This is a genomic window from Holzapfeliella sp. JNUCC 80 (assembly GCF_053667655.1).
Genome location: NZ_CM132205.1, coordinates 1,054,034 through 1,069,922, shown reverse-complemented (window position 1 = coordinate 1,069,922; position 15,889 = coordinate 1,054,034). Strand labels below are relative to the sequence as shown.

Below are 15,889 nucleotides of genomic sequence, written 5' to 3'. Positions count from 1 at the left end.
GAAAGAGTTTATGAAAACAAAAACTCAAAAAATGACATTAATGACAATAATGACACTGTTATTGTCGTTTTTTACTGCACCAATCTTAGGCGCACAATCTCAGACAGTAAGTGCGGCTGAATCGGCTAATAGTCAAACTAAGGTTAGTGCCAAATCAGCACTAGCAATTGATTCTGAAACAGGAAAAATCTTATTTAATCAGGATTCAACACAAGTATTGCCGATTGCATCTATGACAAAAATGTTAACGCTGTATATTGTTCGTGATCAAATTAAGAACAATAAGTTGTCATTTGACGATCAAATCACAGTTCCACAAGATATTGCCGATTGGACAAAAGATACGCGTCTATCTAATATTCCACTAACTGCAGGCGAAAAATACAGTGTAAAGGAACTTTATGAATCAGGTTGGATTTATTCGTCTAATGCTGCAGCAATGTTGTTAGCTAATAAGGTAGCTGGTTCACAAAAAGACTTCGTTGAAATGATGAATAAACAATTAGCACAATGGAATATTCGTGATGCAAAAATTGTAAACGTGAGCGGGTTATCAAATTCTGACATTCCTGAAAAGTACCGTGTACCTGGTATTAGCGAAAATGTTGAAAATGAAATGTCTGCACAAAGCTTAGCTAAAATCGCACAGCATGTGATTAATGATTACCCAGATACACTAAGTATTACAAAACAATCATCACAAATTTTTGCTTCAGGTCGCACTGATTCATATAAAATGACCAGTTTTAACCGCATGCTACCTGGAATGCCTGATAACTATTCAGACTTACCAGTTGATGGGTTGAAAACGGGGACAACTGATGCTGCAGGGGAATGTTTTGTAGGAACTGCAGAAAAGAACGGCTATCGTGTCATTACAATTGTCATGCATGCTAATGGAGACGATAATGATAAAGGTAAGCGATTCAAAGTTACAGCAGACATTATGCGTGACGTATTCAAAAACTACACTAAGGTAAAAGTTTATGATGCCAATCAAGAAATTACCACACCATTGAAATTGAACTATGCTAAATCATCAGAAGTTAAGTTAGAAACTTCAGCACCTGTGGTCGTATTCAAAAAAGCGAGTGATGAAACACCTCAAACAACGATTGAAATGACAGTAAAAGATAACGAGCTTAATAGCGTTACCAAAGGTCAACAAGTTGGACATGTCAAAATTAATGACGATGGTCTAGGATACTTGGACACTAAAAGCGATGAAGTTTCGATTGTCACAAAAGATTCTGTCGATGAAATGAACTTCTTTGAAAAGATTTGGCATGCCATTTCATCATTTTTCAGTAGTTTATTTGGAAAATAATTTCAAACATTCTCAGTATTAGTTATAATTGAGTAAAATTAACAAGTTAAGGGGTCAAATGTATGACACTATCATTACAAACCAGTATTTTAATATTAAAAGAACACCACCTACTAAAAAGTAGTGCAGTTCAGGACCTAGTTCCAATGGAATTTCAAAATGTAAGCTATGACTCACGTAATGTAGATGTTGATTCCTTATTTTTCATTAAGGGTGAAAAGTTCAGACCAACTTATTTACTAAACGCACGTGAAAATGGTGCAATTGCTTATGTAGCAGAGCAACCTCACATTGAAGGTAACGGTATGCACGCTTTAATCGTTCGTGATGTTCAAAAAGCAATGGCGATACTTTCAGCAGCCTTTTTCAACTACCCACAAGATGATTTGTTCGTTGTAGGGATTACAGGAACCAAGGGAAAAACAACCTCTTCCTATTTCTTAAAGGGAATTTTAGATCGCCAAAACGACAACAAGACAGCGTTGTTTTCGACAGTAGATCGTATTGTTGGGCCAAAACCTGAAGATACATTTAAGTCAGATTTAACAACACCAGAATCACTTGATTTATTCCGTGATATGAGAAGATCTGTTGATAATGGTATGACACATTTAGTAATGGAAGTCTCTTCTCAAGCTTATAAAAAGAGCCGTGTATTTGGCTTAACCTATGATTTAGGTATCTTTTTAAACATTACACCAGATCATATTGGTGCTAATGAACATCCTAACTTCGATGACTACTTGCACTGTAAATTACAATTGTTGGTCAACTCTCGTAAAGTAATCATTAATGCAGAAACTGATCATTTTGACGAAATTTATCTAGCTGCAAAAACAACAACTAATCCTGATAGTATCTTTACTTATGGTCGCAAAGGTTATGACTTGAACAGCCATTTTTATCAAAAACCTATTAATGTTAGCTTTGAAAACATTGAATTTGATATGGCAAAATCACAATTTAAAATTGATGCTGATCAATCTGAATTGGCGATTTCTGGTGATTACCAATTAAGTTTGATTGGTGATTTTAATGAAAGTAATGCTACTGCAGCAATTATTGCGGGGAGTTTGGTTGGCGTTGCTCAAAAAGAAATTGCTAAAGGAATTGCTAAAGTACAAATACCTGGAAGAATGCAAGTATTGAAATTGCAAAATGGCGCAAATGTAATTATTGATTATGCGCATAATCTAGCAAGTATGCGTGCCTTACTATCATTCTTAAAAACTGAATTCAATGACCCTAAAATGACGGTTGCTGTGGGTAGTCCAGGGGACAAAGGTATTTCTCGTCGAAAAGACTTTGCGACAGCTTTGAACGAATTTGCTAGTCAAGTTTACTTAACGACAGATGATCCAGGATTTGAAAATCCAGAAGATATCGCAAATGAGATTGATGAACAATTAAATCATGATAAGTTAAATGTTGAAATCGAATTAGATCGTAAAACAGCAATCAAAAAAGCAATGACTGCCAGTCAAAAAGATGAAGTGATTATTTTGGCCGGCAAAGGAAACGATGCTTACCAAAAAGTGAGAGGTATTGATACACCTTATGAAACTGATCAAGTGATTGCTAAGTCCATCATTGAATCGCAGGAACTAAAATAATGAGAGAGTTTTTTAGTATATTAGGTGGCATGGGAACGATTGCAACGGAAAGTTATGTTCGTTTAATTAACCATCGTGTCAAAATCAGACGCGACCAAGATTATTTAAATTATATTTTGGTTAACCATGCGACTGTACCAGACCGTACTTCTTATATTTTGAATCCCAGCGAACATGAAAGCTTTTTACCTTATTTGATTGATGATATTGAACAACAGAACAAACTGTCACCTGATTTCATTGTGATGGTTTGTAACACGGCGCATTATTTCTATGAGGAATTACAACAACATAGTCAATCACCTATCTTGCATATGCCACGTATTGCGATTAAACAAATGGTTGCACAATATCCCAGTGAAGATAAAATTGGTTTGATTGCAACACGCGGAACGATTGCCGATGGTATTTACAAAAACGAAATCGAAAAAGTAGGCAAAGAAGTTTTCTTAGGTGGTTCTGAAATTCAAGAATTAGTCGATGAATTAATTTATAAAAACATCAAAGAAAAAGGGATTGTCGACATTGCTTTGTATCATCGAATTTTGCAAAAAATGCATGATGATTATGGGGTTAATGTCATTGTTCTTGGATGTACAGAATTGTCCTTAGCACAAGAAAAAGGTGCTAATCATGATTATCAAGTAATTGATGCACAAAGCATCATAGCCGATGTCACGATTGATTTAGTAACTCAAATCCGCCAAGGAAAAGACAAAAATCAACTTATCAAACGTTATCAAGAAGCTTAGACTAATTGTCTAAGCTTTTTTAAAACTAATTTTTTGCATTATCGGTTGAAACTTTTTATGCTAGTATTACAGTATTATACGGTTTAGGAGCGTGAGATTTTGAAAGTTTATACAATTACAGTTAACCCATCATTGGATTATGTGATGGCCCTTGATTCACTTGATTTAGGTGAGGTCAATCGAACAACAGCGGCTACTTTATTTGCCGGAGGAAAAGGGATTAATGTATCGCAGGTGTTAACACAGCTGGATGTGGATAATTGTGCACTTGGATTTATTGGTGGCTCAACTGGACAAGAATTATTACAGCAGTTGAATCAAAAGAAAATTAAGAGTGATTTTACAACTATTCTTGAAAAAACGCGGATTAATGTCAAAGTCAAAGCCGATCAAGAGACAGAAATTAATGCGGGTGGTCCTAAAATTAGTATGCAAGAGCAACATACATTTAAGACAAAGCTAACGCAACTTACTGAAGATGATATTGTTGTCATGTCTGGAAGTTTAGCCAGAGGGTTACCAGATGATTTCTATTTCCAACTGATTGACTTGATTAAAGAGCAAGGAAGTCAATTTGTTCTAGATACAAGTGGCCAGAGTTTACTCGATTGTCTGGATAAAAAGCCGCTAATGGTTAAACCTAATCATCATGAATTAGCAGATATTTTTGAGACGACGTTTTCAACCCAAGAAGAGATTATTGAACATGGTCGAAAATTGCAAAAAATGGGTGCACAAAATGTTATTGTGTCCATGGCAGGAGACGGTGCTTATCTTGTGACAGAAGATACCGTGTACTATGCTAGGCCTTTAACGGGTAAAGTGGTTAATTCCGTAGGTGCTGGTGACTCAATGGTTGCAGGGTTTGTTGGAACTTATAGTCAAACACAAGATGCCGTTGCCGCTTTCAAAATGGGTGTGGCCTGTGGAAGTGCAACAGCTTTCACCGAAGACATTGCAACAGAACCCCAAATCAATCAACAATTGAAGCACGTTGACATAATCGAGATTTAATTCTCGATTTTTTTGTTTTAATATAGGCATTTTGTTAATATTGTGATAAAGTGTTATATCGTAATAGTTACTATTTAAATCAACCGAGGTGTCAGAATAAATGAATATTATAACTGTCAAAGACCTATCCGTTTCTTTTGAGGGACAAGTTGTCTTTGAAGATTTATCTTTTAGTTTAAAGGAAGGATCCACAACCAGTTTAATTGGACAAAACGGTGTTGGAAAAACCACTTTAATAAGAGTACTAATGAAAATGTTACAGCCGACAACGGGTGAAGTTACCTATTCAAAAAAAGCAGATGGACAACCTATCAAAGTGGGCTATGTTCCTCAGTTTCGCAATATTGATAAAGACTATCCATTGTCCGTTAAGAATTTTATTCAGTTAAACGCCGGGTTATTTAAAAGCAAAGCTTATAAAAAAAGCGTACATAATATTATTCAAGAAACAAATTTAACTGCTATTCAAAATTCATCTATGGGTGAATTATCTGGAGGGGAAAAGCAACGCGCATACTTAGCTCAAGCCTTAATTGATAATCCAGATTTTATTATTTTAGATGAATCAACAGCGAGCTTAGATCCGACAGCTAAATTAAGTTTGATGAGTTTAGTTAAACAACTCAACAAGACTCGAAAAATTACGGTTCTATTTGCGACACATGATATCGAATTAGCCAAAGAATTTACGGAGGACTATATTTTTATGCAACCAGGTAGTTATGAAACTGGTAAAATTAAAAACTTTGATGAAAGTCGGGTGGGACGTTAATGTTTGCTTATGAGTTTATGCGAAACGCATTTTTTGCCAGTACCTTTATTGCCATTGTGAGTGGGATTATCGGTGTTTTTGTAATTGCACGTCAATTGAGTTTCTTAGCACATACTTTATCTGAAATTGGGTTTGCTGGGGCATCATTTGCTGTCTTTATGGGAATTTCACCGTTACTTGGGATGTTACTATTCACCTTGTTAAGTTCAGTTAGTGTAGGGACATTGAGCCTTAAATCTTCAAAACGTGAAACGGCAATTAGTGTCGTATCCGCATTCTTTACTGGTTTAGGTATTTTGTTCTTATCACTATCAAATGCGAGTTCAAGATATGCTACGAATATTTTATTTGGAAGTATCATCAGTATTGATCAACAAGGTGTCTTTCAGTTGATTGGATTATCTGTTGTCGTCTTAATTTCAGTTTTCGTTTTATATCGCTGGCTAGCATTCGATTCATTTGATACAGTAGGAGCCGCTGCACAAAGACTACCGACATTCTTAATTTCAATTTTATTCTTAGTATTACTTGCTATGAGTGTTAGTGTCGGCGCACAAGTTGTCGGGTCTTTACTAGTATTTATCTTAATTACATTACCAGCTTCAATTGCAAAATATTTAGGTAAATCAATTTTATCAATGATTGCTTGGTCTATTGGGCTAGCTTTAGTTGGTGTTTGGGGTGGTTTGTATTTAAGTTATATTACGAACTGGCCAGTAACTTTCTTTATTTCATCAATCGAAGTGGTCATTTATATTATTGTTTATCTAATCAAAAGAAAAGCATAAAAAAATAAGCGTGTGTGAACACGCTTATTTTTTTAGTTTAAACTAGTTTTTGATTGTCGATTGAAAATATATAAAACAATTGGCAGAATGACATAACCAATAACCATGGCTGAAATAGCATAGATATTAAGATGTGAACCTGTTGCATCGACAATCGAGAATTGACCAACCCAGTCAAACTTGATTAGTAAGAATGCCGTTAGTACTAATGAAACAATGGGTACGAAAACATCGGTTGCGATATTTCTTTTAGCTGTGGAAATCGTTTCTTCAGAGTTTTTACCGTAGAAAAACATGATAACAGATAAAGGAACCACGATGAATTGTACGAAACGAGACATGGTACTGATGATAATAATGTTGGTCATGTTGTATTGGAAAGCCATTGGAATGACAATGGCAATCACAATTGTGACTAAAAATGAGATTAACGGAATATCTTGTTTGTTACGTTTAGCGAAGATCGCTGGAATTTGTTTTTCTTTTGCAATTGCTTCAAGAACACGAGGTGTGTGGAAAGATGAAGCAACGTTAATCCCAAACATTGAAATTAAAGCACCATAAAGGACAATATTCTTCACAATACCGTTGTCAAAAATATCAACTAAAGCGACAACTTGATTACTAAAAACTAAAGCATGTGGATTAATCATCATTGAAATTGAAACAATTCCAATATAGATTAAAGCAATAATTAGCATACCAAGAGGTAAAGCTTTAGGTAAGTTCTTTTCAGGTTTTTGCATGTCACTTGAACCACTGGCGATACTTTCAAACCCATTCAGTGCATAAAAAGCAGTGATTGTCGCCATAACAAAGGCTGAAGTATTAAGTGATGAAATTAAAGGCTGGCCGTTTGCATTTTGGAAGTTGTTAACATCCAAGAAATGATTAGCACCAGTACTAATTAGCATGTAAATTCCAAAGATAATAATTGTTAATAAAGCTAATAATTTACCGATGGTTGAAAGGTTGTTAATAATTGCAAAGACTTTAGGTCCAAGTAAATTAATAACAAGAAGTAATGCCATTAAGACAATAAAGCCAAGTGTTAATAAGCCAAAATTGCTGCTATCTAGCTTCATAATAGCTAGTACGGTTTTAACCACACTTGTTGCCATAACTCCCCAGGCAATACTTGCGGCAATGAAACGTGTAATACCGACATAAAACCCAACATTACGACCAAAAGCTGTACGCGCATAAGCGTAAGCTGCTCCACCTTTTGAAACATATTTTGCAGCAGAGGCAAATGATAAAGCCAGTAGTGAAGCAAAAATTGCTGCTGCAACATAAACAATAGGGGTGTAAGTTCCGGCCATCTTGACGACAGAACCTGGGGAAATAAAAATTCCTGATCCAATAATTGAGTTGATTGTTAATAAGACAATCGACCAAAAACCTAACTTCTTATTCATGATAAACTCCTCTTATTTTGTGTGATTAATTAGTGATTTGAACAAGTTGTTCATTAATTGAGATTTGCGATGTAGCATTTCAGGATGCCATTGAACTGCTAGTAAGAAAGGATGAGTTGGACTTTCAAATGCTTCAATAACACCATCGGGTGCTTTAGCAGATTCAACAAATGAATCAGCTAGTTGGTTGATTACTTGATGATGGAATGAGTTAACAAGTATTTCGTTTGTTTTCAAAATATCAAAAAGTTTTGAATCCTGTGCGATTTCAACAGTATGTGTTTCCATATCAGGATGCTTTTGTTGGTTGTGTTTAAGACTTTCGCCTAAACGATAAGACAGGTCTTGATATAAAGAACCACCATGAAAAACGTTCATGATTTGAGCACCACGACAGATGCCGAGTACTGGAATTTGTTTTTCTTCAGCATATTTAAGTAGTGCAAAATCAAATTCATCACGTTCTGGACTGATTTCTCCTAATTTAGATTGGGGTTCTTCATTATAGAAGCGTGGTGAAACATCATGTCCACCAGATAAAATCAAAGCATCAACAGCTTCAATTTGTTTTTTAATCACGGACATGTCGCTAGTCAAAGGTATAATGAAAGGAATTCCGCCATTATCACTAACTGAAGTGACGTAATCTTCATTAACGTAACTGCGTCTATAACCTGGAAAAGGTGTCCCTTCATCAGTAATAAAACTTCCCGAAATACCAATAATTGGTTGTGTCATAAAAATCCTCCTAATAGTAAAAGTATAACAATTACCTCAATAATAAGTGTTATACTTACTTTTTGCTAGCCAAATTAACAAAAGAATCAAATTTATGTATAATAAAATTGCGTTAACGCTAATTATTAGATAAAGTAGTATAGTAAAATATTAAGTTAAGACTTAGTGTTGGCTTTTTTGGGGGAGATATGGATGAATAAAAAAAGGGGAATCGCACTGATTATTTTTAGTGTGCTATTATTAATTGGTGTGTATTTTGTGATGCCGGGGACATTTTCGTCCAGCGAAAATAGCCAAAACAAATCTAGTGATATTATTCAAGGTAGCTATGCTGCAAGCAAAACACAAATGTCTTGGATGGTCTCTTACTATTACTATCCTAAAAATTTCCAAGAGCTTATTCAAAGTGGTCACTTAGTTTATAGTGGTAAAGTAGTAGGCGTTCAGCCAGCACCATATGATAACTATCCAATGACTCTTGCGAAAGTTAAAGTTGATAAGGTTATTCGTGGTGACAGTGACTTACGAGGCCAAACGATTAATGTTTTATTTGCGGGTGGCGATATCAAAGAAACGGATTTCAAAAGCACTATGAATGACTCCCCTATAGCACCTTCAAATAAAACGATTACAGTCGAATATAGTGGGACAAAATTACCAGAAGTTGGCGATCAAATTGCCGGTATTATGAATAAGGCAACGTCGGGAACTAACGGTATTAAGGACGAATTCTGGATGTTTGTGGCACCAGGAAGTGTCTTCTTTAAGGAAGATGATAACTTGTATAAACGTCCGAAAGGATTCAAGAGTCCTGATAATAATGATCAAAATATTAACGAATCTCTAACCAAATTAATTGAAGAAACAAAAGACTAGCGGTTGTAAAAGTTAGTCTTTTTTTAGTATATAAACGCCGTAATACGTTAAAAAGTATGTTACGATAAGAAAAATAAGGGGGATTTTAAGTATGAAAACATATCGTTCAACAGCTTGGGTGCTGTTATTTAATGCTATTGTTAATATTTTGCTAGTGACACCACTAGTTTCAAATACGGTTTCATTAAAGGGGGTTACAGACGTCATTTTAGTTGTTGCTGCAGCATTTGTTTTGTATCAGAGTTACAAACATTACAAATTACGCACAATTAACGTGAGTTCAGTATTGTTAATAATTAGTGCTGTGATTAGTTGGTGTAACATCTACATCGTGACGCCTAGATTACCAACTGAAAATAATGCGTTAAGCTTATTGCAATCACAAGATGCTAGCTTAGTACTTGTTTTAGGAACTATTGTAGGCGTTTTGAGAATTGTTGCAGTAGTTTTTGCGTTCATTGAGTATCATAAAGTGATGAAAATTGAAGAAGAGGAATAGTAATTTATGACTAAACAAAACAGCAGTTTATCTAACTTTGTGTTAATTAATGCTATTTTAGGATTAGTTTTTTTACTATTGCCAGGGTGGTTAATGGTTTTTGCAGCAGTTATCATCATTATTATGAGCTTGGTATTGCTTGATTCTGAATCAAGTAATCCAAAAGTCAAGAACTGGATTTCTATCTTGATGGTAATAGGTGTAGTAATTGTTGCTGGTGCAACACTATATGCCATGATGAATGCTGACAAAACATTACCATCATCATTTACGATTTATGGGTCACAGAATCCATTTGATTCTAATCCATTTATGCAACAAGCCACGACAATCAAAAATATTCAAGCAGCAAACTCAATTGCGCTAATTGGAAGAATTGTAACGCTGACTGCATCAATTCTTTACTTTATTAATTATTATTCACTAAAAATAGCTAAACAATAGGAGATAGCCATGTTACCCAATGATAGTGTGTTTGCGTTTTTGCATAAACATGAAGTCGATTATCAACTTATTAATCATCCAGCAATCGAAAAAGTTAAAGAAGCGGATTTTGTTATTCCAGGATTAACTGTTAAAAACTTACTACTAAAAACGCAAAATAATCATTATTATTTGCTGGTTATTGCCGGTGATAAAAGAGCTGACTTGAAGTCAATTGCGACTCAACTTAGCGAAAAAAGATTGTCATTTGCTAGTCCGGAATTGATGAAATCATTGATGAAATTAACACCAGGAACTGTTAGTCCATTTGGGTTGTTGAATGATGAAAATCATCAAGTTCAAGTCGTTGTTGATGAAAGTCTTAATCAAAATCAATTACTGGGGTTCCATCCTAATGTTAATCATCAGACCATAATGATGAGCTTCTCTGACTTTATTAATTCAATTGAAGCAGTGGGTAATCAATATCGATTAATCAAATAAAAAAAGAAGATGACAGGTTTGTCATCTTCTTTTTTTATTCTAAAGCTTTTAAAATTTCATCTTCCATTTTTTTAGGAGAAGTCATAGGAGCATAGCGATGAATTAATTCGCCATCTTTGCCGACTAAAAATTTAGTAAAATTCCATTTAATAGCACCTTTACCAGACTTATCTTTTAAAAAGTTAATTAAAGGATGTGCGTCATCGCCATTTAATTTGACTTTTTTAGTCATCGGGAAGGTAACCCCATAATGACGTTGGCAATAGTCCGATGTTTCTTGATCATCTTCGAGTTCTTGATGAAATTGATTAGAAGGTAAGCCAATAACGGCAAACCCTTTGTCTTTATAGTCTTGATAAAATTGTTCAATGGTTTCAAGTTGTGGTGCTAGCCCACATTTACTAGCAGTATTAACAATTAAAAGAACTTTGTCTTTATAATCTGATAAATTAATTGTTTCGCCACTCATTTCAGTTAAAGAAAAATCATAAATTGTTGCCATGTTTGAAACATCCTTTCTGATTCATAGGTGGCTCTTATTGTAATCCTGACGCTCTTTTTTGTATAGTAAAAAATTCTAAAAAAAAACTTACGAGCAAAATTTTATTATGCTAAGGTAATCTTTAGTGAGCTTAAAATAGAGGAGAGAGTTTAATGCCAAGAAATCACAAAGAAGAATTAATTTTTGGAACAATCATGTGCGGTTTGATGGTTTTAGGAATGAGTGCCTATAATTTAACCATCCATAATGCATTTGCAATTGACAGAGTGTTGATTGGATTTATTCCAGGATTCATTGTCGCTTTTATATTAGACAATTTTATAGTTGGAATTTTAGCTAAAAAAATAACATTCAAATTACCAATTAACTTAGGTAAAAAATGGCAAGTGATTATCACTTTATCATTTTTCATGGTTTTTGGAATGGTGACCTTGATGTCTATTTATGGATTAGTTGCCCAAGGACAATTACATGGTGACATCTTACCTAAATACTTTAGAGCATGGGGCTTTAATTTTATTATGGCATTGCCATTACAATTAATTATTGTTGGCCCAATTTCACGTTACTTTTTACAAAAAATTCAAAACAACGCAGACGCAAAAAAAGCTTAGATAAGATTATCTAAGCTTTTTTGCTACAAATGAAATCAAGTAAAGCGATACGACAATAAATAATGTTAACAAAATTGTTTTTAGAGTTAAATTTTGTGGAATCATAATCAAACGATAGCAAACAACGGCGATGAATCCAATTGGAATAATGTGTTGTGGTAATCGATGATCAATTCTGCCAGTTATAAATTGTAGAATCACAAGCAATGCAAAAATGAAAAACATTTTTAGAAGCCTTCCTCAATTAATTGTTCAAGTTCGGTTAAACGTTCTTCAAAAATAGCAAATGCTTTCTTCAAGTAGTCTGGTTTGGTCATATCCACACCCGCTTTTTTCATAGTTTCAATTGGGTAATCTGAACTACCAGATTTTAAGTAATTTAAGTAGTTTTCAATCGATTTTGGCTCTTGCTTCATGATGCCTTCTGAAAGTGTTGAGGCTGCTGCAAATCCAGTTGCATATTGATAAACATAGTAGTTCATATAGAAGTGCGGAATGCGAGACCATTCTAGTGCGATTTCTGGATCACGAGCAACATCTGGTCCGTAGTAGTGAGCGTTTAATTCACCATAGTAATCACTTAATAAATCAGATGTTAGAGCTTGACCTGCTTGATCTTGTTGGTGAATAAAGTGTTCGAATTCTGCAAACTGTGTTTGGCGGAAGACGGTACCTTTGAAGCCATCAAGATAATGATTCAATAGGAATGCACGTGTCTTTTTATCCGTAACTTGTTGTAGTAAGTATTCTGTTAATAAGTTTTCGTTAGTTGTTGAGGCAATTTCAGCAATAAAAATTGGGTAATCGCCGTAAACGTAAGGTTGATTGTGACGAGTGTACCAACTATGCATGGAGTGTCCGGTTTCGTGAATCAAAGTATACAAGTTATCTAAGTTATCTTGCCAGTTTAGCAATTGGTAAGGAGGTGTATCATAAGCCCCACCTGAATAAGCTCCTGAACGTTTGCCTTTGTTTTCAACAACATCGATATAGCGATTGTTGAAGATTTCATCAACGTGTTCAAGATAATCATCACCTAAAACGCTAAGCGCTTTTTTAGCTTCTGCTTTGGCACTTTCGTAGTCGTATGATAGTTGAGGTTCACCAATTAGTGAAACATACATATCGTACATGTGAAGTTCATCTACATCGAGTAAATCCTTACGAAGTTTAACATAGCGATGTAATAGTGGTAGGTGATTATTAACCTCTTCAACTAATGTGTCATAAACTTGTGTTGGAATGTGGGTGTGTGATAAAGCTGCTTCACGTGCATCTTTATAGTGGTGTGTTTGTGCTAAGTAGTTATGACGTTTAACTTCACCTGATAGCGTTTGAGCTAGTGTGTTTTGGAATTGACCATAGGCTTGGTAAAGTCCTTCAAATGCACCTTGACGAATATCTTGGTGAACAGATTCAAGTAGACGGCTGTAAAGGCCATTTGATAGTTGAACCATATAACCATCTTCGTCTTCGACAAATGGATATTCCATATCAGAGTTTGTTAAAACGTTGAATGTGCTAGCTGAAGCACCAAAAGCATCACCTGCAGCCGCAATAAGTTGTTCTTGTTTAGCATCTAGTGTATGTTCTTTTTCATTACGGGCTTCTTCTAAGAAGTGATCATAATGTTTGAGTTCAGCATTGTCTTCGTAAAATTGTGCTAATTCTTCATCAGATAATTGAATTAAAGTTGGCACTAAAAAGGCAGTTGCTGCACTAACTTTAGCAGCTAATGAGCCAGCTTTAGCATCAAAAGCTAAGTATTTCGCATTATTAGTATCTACGTCGCTGTTCATACTAGCGTAAACATAAATTTTTTCAAGTTTACGCCAGGTTGATAAAATTTCTGTAATGCCATGTAGTAAGTTATCAGCTGAACTGATTAAAGTTTCTTGTAAAGCTTCGATTTTTGGAATTTCGGCCTCAACTTCTGCAAATGCTTTTTCAAAATCATCATCTGTTTTGAAAACAAGTGATAAATCCCAAGTGAGTTCTTTGGGGACGTCTTGTCGTTTTGGTAAATGTGATGCGTCGCTCATAGTAAATCCTCCTATTGTATTAGTAAGAATAGGGTACCACATATTCATTTAAATTTAATCTAAAAACTAAAAGATTGATAAATATCAGTAAAATCAATGCATTTAGCGTTAATTTTAGATAGAATAAATAGGGAAAATAGGGAGGTTTATCTAATGAGAGATGATTATCAACGTAACGAGAGTTTAAAACGTACAAAGAAAACTAGAAAAAAGACAAAAATCACTCACATTCTAGCTTTAGCGCTAGTTTTAGTGATTGTACTTTCAGGTGCTAGTTTTGCTAAAGTTTATTTGCATGCAAAAAGCGCAATTAACCAAACCTACCATCCTGTTGATAATAAACAAACAACAGCTATTGAAGAACAAAAACCAATTTCAATTTTACTTTTAGGAACGGATACAGGTGCATTTGATCGTGGGGACGACCGCGGAAATTCAGATACTTTGATTTTAGCAACGTTGAATCCTAAGACAAATAAGACAACATTAACGTCGGTACCACGAGATATGTTGACGGAAATACAAGATGATAGTACAGGGATGCAAAAAGTGAACTCTGCTTACAATATTGGTGGCTCAAGTCTATCAATGAAAACCATTTCTTCATTAGTTAATGTTCCTATTGATTACTATGTCACGGTTAATATGGGAGCACTCGAAAATATTGTCGATGCTATTGGTGGGGTTGAAGTTGACGTCCCATTTGCTTTTTATTATGGTTGGACACAGTTTGAAAAAGGTCCTCGAACACTGACTGGGCACGGGGCGTTAGACTATACTAGAATGCGTTATGATGATCCTGAAGGGGATTATGGTAGACAAAAACGTCAAAGACAAGTGATTGAAGCGATTGCTAAAAAAGCGCTATCACTAGAATCAGTTAGCAATTTTGAATCCATTTTCAACGTTATCAAGTCCAATATGCAAACCAATTTAAGTTTTGATAACATGGTGGGACTATTCAATAACTATCGTCACGCAGCGCAATCTATCAGCTCTGACTACATCCACGGAAAAGATGCTTGGCTTGCTGGCGGTTCCTATCAATTGGCTTCAACTGACGAGTTACAACGAATTTCAAATGCACTTCGTCAAAATCTGGAATTACCACAAGAAACGGTAGATAATACTGAAACAAAGCAAAATCAATTGAACAAGCAAGTTGATTGGAAAGATTTAGATGCTGAATATAATTACACCATTTATTCTGATGAAAAGTTGAAGAGTTTACCTAAAGCCACTCAACAACAATCTTCTTCTCAATCAAGTAGCAATTAATTTTTGAGACAAAATAAAAAAAGACTGGAATTTATCCAGTCTTTTTTAAATTAAGAAACAACGTCTACTGTCGCGTATAAAATACCCGCAGAAGGAATTTGGCCATTTGGCATTGCAACGTCAAGTTGACGTGGATTTGAATAAGCAAATGTACCTGTATCATTCACTGTTCGATACCAAACTGTTCCATCAGATAATGTGATTTTTAATTTAGTTCCCTTAGGAAAAACAGATAGGTTAGCAGCAACACCGCTGTATCCCATATTTGAACCTAAAACAGCAGGATCATAAAAGCTCAATTTAAATGTACCTTGATTTGAGGTTTGTTCGGCAGCTTGGGAAACAGCCGCTTGAGCCTGAGCTTGTGCAGCAGCTTCTTGCTGACGTTGTTGTTCTTGTAATTGAGCTTGTTTTTCGGCTTCCAAACGTTCTTGCTCTTTAATTTGAGCTTGGCGTTGTTGTTCAGCCAATACATTAGCTTTAAAGGTTTCTTTTTGTTGTTCAACTTGCTGATTATCATAATCAATGATAATTTGTTTAGCGTGAGTCAATTCGTTCACAACTTTTTGGTCAACGACATAAGTTTGTGGTTGACTCGTTGCAAATACAGTTGTTAGACGGCTGCCTAATCCAATAATTAATAATGTTGTTAGTGTTGTTAATGTCATAATGATTGATTTTTTATTGTTAAAAATAATAATCTCTCCTTTATTTAGCAATCGGATATTT

General features: G+C 34.9%; 18 protein-coding genes. 12 read left to right on the top strand and 6 right to left on the bottom strand.

The window, feature by feature from the left end:
- Positions 1-10: 10 nt before the first annotated feature.
- The 6 genes from JNUCC80_RS05320 to JNUCC80_RS05295 all read left to right on the top strand — a co-directional run bounded on the left by JNUCC80_RS05320 (position 11) and on the right by JNUCC80_RS05295 (position 6,266).
- On the top strand, positions 11-1,327 hold the full coding sequence (locus tag JNUCC80_RS05320; RefSeq protein ID WP_454152839.1) for a D-alanyl-D-alanine carboxypeptidase family protein: 1,317 nt from the start codon (positions 11-13) through the stop codon (positions 1,325-1,327).
- 62 nt (positions 1,328-1,389) lie between these two features.
- Positions 1,390-2,940, top strand: a complete 1,551-nt coding sequence (locus JNUCC80_RS05315) for a UDP-N-acetylmuramoyl-L-alanyl-D-glutamate--2,6-diaminopimelate ligase (protein ID WP_454152838.1) — start codon at positions 1,390-1,392, stop codon at positions 2,938-2,940.
- Positions 2,940-3,692 (top strand): aspartate/glutamate racemase family protein, encoded by a 753-nt coding sequence (locus JNUCC80_RS05310; RefSeq protein ID WP_454152837.1) that lies wholly within the window; start codon positions 2,940-2,942, stop codon positions 3,690-3,692. The genes JNUCC80_RS05315 and JNUCC80_RS05310 overlap by 1 nt, the downstream gene beginning before the upstream one ends.
- Before the next feature lie 144 nt (positions 3,693-3,836).
- Positions 3,837-4,706, top strand: a complete 870-nt coding sequence (gene pfkB / locus JNUCC80_RS05305) for a 1-phosphofructokinase (RefSeq protein WP_454153362.1) — start codon at positions 3,837-3,839, stop codon at positions 4,704-4,706.
- 100 nt (positions 4,707-4,806) lie between these two features.
- Positions 4,807-5,478 (top strand): metal ABC transporter ATP-binding protein, encoded by a 672-nt coding sequence (locus tag JNUCC80_RS05300; protein ID WP_454152836.1) that lies wholly within the window; start codon positions 4,807-4,809, stop codon positions 5,476-5,478.
- Positions 5,478-6,266, top strand: a complete 789-nt coding sequence (locus JNUCC80_RS05295; RefSeq protein WP_454152835.1) for a metal ABC transporter permease — start codon at positions 5,478-5,480, stop codon at positions 6,264-6,266. Before JNUCC80_RS05300 ends, JNUCC80_RS05295 begins: the two co-directional genes overlap by 1 nt.
- A gap of 32 nt (positions 6,267-6,298) precedes the next feature.
- On the opposite strand, the gene JNUCC80_RS05290 is transcribed toward JNUCC80_RS05295, so the two are convergent.
- Both JNUCC80_RS05290 and JNUCC80_RS05285 read right to left on the bottom strand, forming a co-directional pair.
- Positions 6,299-7,684 (bottom strand): APC family permease, encoded by a 1,386-nt coding sequence (locus JNUCC80_RS05290; protein WP_454152834.1) that lies wholly within the window; start codon positions 7,682-7,684, stop codon positions 6,299-6,301.
- Positions 7,685-7,696: 12 nt separating this feature from the next.
- Positions 7,697-8,422, bottom strand: coding sequence for a gamma-glutamyl-gamma-aminobutyrate hydrolase family protein (locus tag JNUCC80_RS05285; RefSeq protein WP_454152833.1), 726 nt, complete (start codon positions 8,420-8,422; stop codon positions 7,697-7,699).
- A 192-nt stretch (positions 8,423-8,614) separates the two neighbouring features.
- Here JNUCC80_RS05285 and JNUCC80_RS05280 point away from each other — a divergent pair, with 192 nt between their 5' ends.
- From JNUCC80_RS05280 to JNUCC80_RS05265, 4 genes are all read left to right on the top strand, one after another.
- Positions 8,615-9,298 (top strand): hypothetical protein, encoded by a 684-nt coding sequence (locus tag JNUCC80_RS05280; protein ID WP_454152832.1) that lies wholly within the window; start codon positions 8,615-8,617, stop codon positions 9,296-9,298.
- Positions 9,299-9,389: 91 nt separating this feature from the next.
- Positions 9,390-9,797 (top strand): hypothetical protein, encoded by a 408-nt coding sequence (locus JNUCC80_RS05275; RefSeq protein WP_454152831.1) that lies wholly within the window; start codon positions 9,390-9,392, stop codon positions 9,795-9,797.
- 6 nt (positions 9,798-9,803) lie between these two features.
- On the top strand, positions 9,804-10,241 hold the full coding sequence (locus JNUCC80_RS05270) for a hypothetical protein (protein WP_454152830.1): 438 nt from the start codon (positions 9,804-9,806) through the stop codon (positions 10,239-10,241).
- Positions 10,242-10,250: 9 nt separating this feature from the next.
- Positions 10,251-10,724, top strand: coding sequence for a prolyl-tRNA synthetase associated domain-containing protein (locus JNUCC80_RS05265; protein WP_454152829.1), 474 nt, complete (start codon positions 10,251-10,253; stop codon positions 10,722-10,724).
- Between the two features lie 34 nt (positions 10,725-10,758).
- Here JNUCC80_RS05265 and JNUCC80_RS05260 read toward each other — a convergent pair whose 3' ends face one another.
- Complete coding sequence (locus JNUCC80_RS05260; protein WP_454152827.1) at positions 10,759-11,226, bottom strand: glutathione peroxidase; 468 nt, start codon at positions 11,224-11,226, stop codon at positions 10,759-10,761.
- A gap of 152 nt (positions 11,227-11,378) precedes the next feature.
- Here JNUCC80_RS05260 and JNUCC80_RS05255 point away from each other — a divergent pair, with 152 nt between their 5' ends.
- Positions 11,379-11,840: a DUF2798 domain-containing protein gene (locus tag JNUCC80_RS05255; protein WP_454143894.1), complete on the top strand. Its 462-nt coding sequence runs from the start codon at positions 11,379-11,381 to the stop codon at positions 11,838-11,840.
- A gap of 6 nt (positions 11,841-11,846) precedes the next feature.
- On the opposite strand, the gene JNUCC80_RS05250 is transcribed toward JNUCC80_RS05255, so the two are convergent.
- Both JNUCC80_RS05250 and pepF read right to left on the bottom strand, forming a co-directional pair.
- The gene (locus JNUCC80_RS05250; RefSeq protein ID WP_454152826.1) at positions 11,847-12,065 is read right to left on the bottom strand and encodes a hypothetical protein; all 219 of its coding nucleotides are present in this window, start codon (positions 12,063-12,065) and stop codon (positions 11,847-11,849) included.
- 2 nt (positions 12,066-12,067) lie between these two features.
- Complete coding sequence (pepF, locus tag JNUCC80_RS05245) at positions 12,068-13,882, bottom strand: oligoendopeptidase F (RefSeq protein ID WP_454152825.1); 1,815 nt, start codon at positions 13,880-13,882, stop codon at positions 12,068-12,070.
- Between the two features lie 153 nt (positions 13,883-14,035).
- On the opposite strand from pepF, the gene JNUCC80_RS05240 reads away from it, so the two are divergent.
- A complete protein-coding gene (locus JNUCC80_RS05240) occupies positions 14,036-15,160 on the top strand; it encodes an LCP family glycopolymer transferase (RefSeq protein WP_454152824.1) in 1,125 nt (374 codons plus the stop codon).
- A 50-nt stretch (positions 15,161-15,210) separates the two neighbouring features.
- Here the strand turns inward: JNUCC80_RS05240 and JNUCC80_RS05235 are convergent, their stop codons facing one another.
- Positions 15,211-15,828, bottom strand: coding sequence for a hydrolase (locus JNUCC80_RS05235; protein ID WP_454152823.1), 618 nt, complete (start codon positions 15,826-15,828; stop codon positions 15,211-15,213).
- Positions 15,829-15,889 lie beyond the last annotated feature (61 nt).